Source organism: Novosphingobium resinovorum (genome assembly GCF_027922145.1).
Classification (GTDB): Bacteria; Pseudomonadota; Alphaproteobacteria; order Sphingomonadales; family Sphingomonadaceae; genus Novosphingobium; species Novosphingobium resinovorum.
The window spans coordinates 1-1,918 of sequence record NZ_BSFC01000010.1 but is presented as its reverse complement, the minus strand read 5'-3'; the positions used below and the strand labels follow the sequence as shown (position 1 = coordinate 1,918).

Annotated in this window: 3 protein-coding genes; all 3 read left to right on the top strand. The window is 67.5% G+C overall.

Annotation, left to right across the window (positions count from 1 at the left end; genetic code table 11):
* On the top strand, positions 1–573 hold a 573-nt coding region (locus PKE80_RS04950), incomplete at its 5' end, for an SDR family NAD(P)-dependent oxidoreductase (protein ID WP_271181557.1).
* A complete protein-coding gene (locus tag PKE80_RS04945) occupies positions 557–1,435 on the top strand; it encodes an SMP-30/gluconolactonase/LRE family protein (protein ID WP_271181556.1) in 879 nt (292 codons plus the stop codon). The genes PKE80_RS04950 and PKE80_RS04945, both read left to right, overlap by 17 nt.
* A gap of 154 nt (positions 1,436–1,589) precedes the next feature.
* The coding region (locus PKE80_RS04940; protein ID WP_271181555.1) for an MFS transporter at positions 1,590–1,918 on the top strand (329 nt) is incomplete at its 3' end.

The window sequence follows — 1,918 nt, the reverse complement described above, 5'->3', positions numbered from 1 at the left end:
CGCTTCGTCGCCGGCGATCTCAAGGACCTCGACTTCGTGCAGGCGCAAGTCGCGGCGGCGCATGACGCGCTCGACGGCCTCCACGTGCTGGTCAACAATGCCGCCAACGACGACCGCCACGCCATCGCCGACGTCACCCCGGAATACTGGGACGAGCGCATGGCGGTGAACCTGCGCCACCTGTTCTTCGCCGCGCAGGCCGCCGTGCCTTACATGGAAGCGGCGGGCGGCGGCGTGATCCTGAACTTCGGGTCGATCAGCTGGCACCTCGCACTCGACCAGCTCTCGCTCTACCAAACCGCCAAGGCCGCGATCGAGGGCATGACCCGCGCGATGGCCCGCGAACTGGGCGAGCGGAACATCCGTGTTTGCGCGATCGTGCCCGGCAACGTCCAGACGCCCCGGCAGGAAAAGTGGTACACCCCCGAGGGCGAGCGCGAGATACTCGATGCACAGTGCCTGAAGGCCCGCGTGCAGCCGGCCGACGTGGCGGCGCTGGCGCTGTTCCTCGCCTCCGACGACGCGCGCATGTGTACGGGGCATGAGTATTTCGTCGATGCGGGCTGGCGCTGAGATGACGCCTCAAGTCGCCTGCAGGGTCGGTTCGACGCTGGGCGAGGGTCCGGTGTGGGACGCCGCGCGCGGTTGCCTGTGGTTCGTGGACATCAAGGGCCACAAGCTCCACCGTTTCGATCCTGCGGATGGCGAATTGGAAACGATCGATGCGCCCGAGGAGCCCAGCTGGGTGATCCCGCTGGCCGACGGCGCGCTGCTGGTCGGCGCCAGGGCAGGCGTGCACCGCTTCGCGAAGGACGCCTTCGCGCTGCTCCACGCGGTCGAGCCCGACCTGCCCGGCAACCGCCTCAACGATGCTGCCGTCCACCCGGACGGCTCGGTGTGGCTGGGCACCATGGACAATGCCGAGGAGGCGCCGAGCGGTGGCTACTACCGCTTTCACGGCAGCGCCTGCACCGCGCTTTCGCCCCAGCCGATGGTCATCACCAATGGCCCGGCCTTCTCGCCAGATGGCGGGACGGTCTATCTCGTCGATACGCTGGAGCGGGTGATCCTGTCCGCCAGTGTCGGCGCGGACGGGCATCCCGGCGAGGCTCAGGTCTTCGCGCGCATTCCGGACGGCATGGGCTATCCCGACGGTCCCTCCGTGGACAGCGCGGGCACCGTCTGGGTCGGCCTGTTCGGCGGCTGGGGCGTCGCCCGTTTCTCGCCCGAGGGCGAACTCCTGGGCCGGGTGGAGTTCCCGGTCGCCAACGTCACCAAGATCGCGTTTGGCGGCGTGGACCTTTGCACCGTCTATGCGACGACGGCGCGCAAGGGGTTGTCAGCGGCCGAACTGGCGGCACAACCCCATGCCGGGGACCTCTTCACGTTCGCGGTGGATGTTCCCGGCGTTCCGCCGATTTACCCCGCGAACTAGCCGATGCCGATCACCCACCTTTCGTCATTGCGAGCGCAGCGAAGCAATCCAGGGCGGTTTACGCTGCACTGGATTGCTTCGCTGCGCTCGCAATGACGAAGGGGGAGGGATTGGCGCTGACGACCTGACATAACTTATAAACGAGGATGCAAGAATGGCGGCGATAGACATGGGAAGCGCGCCAACCGGCGTGGAGTACGGCGGCAAGGTCAACATGGCCTTCGTCGCCATGATCGTTGCGGTGGCGACGATCGGCGGCTTCATGTTCGGCTACGACAGCGGCGTCATCAACGGCACGCAGGACGGGCTGGAAAAGGCCTTCGCCCTCTCCAAGCTGGGCACCGGCCTCAATGTCGGCGCGATCCTGGTGGGCTGTGCGATCGGCGCCTTCGTGGCGGGCCGCCTCGCCGACATCTGGGGCCGCCGCACCGTAATGATGATCGGCGCGGCGCTTTTCGTGGTCAGCGCTCTGGGCGCGGGCGC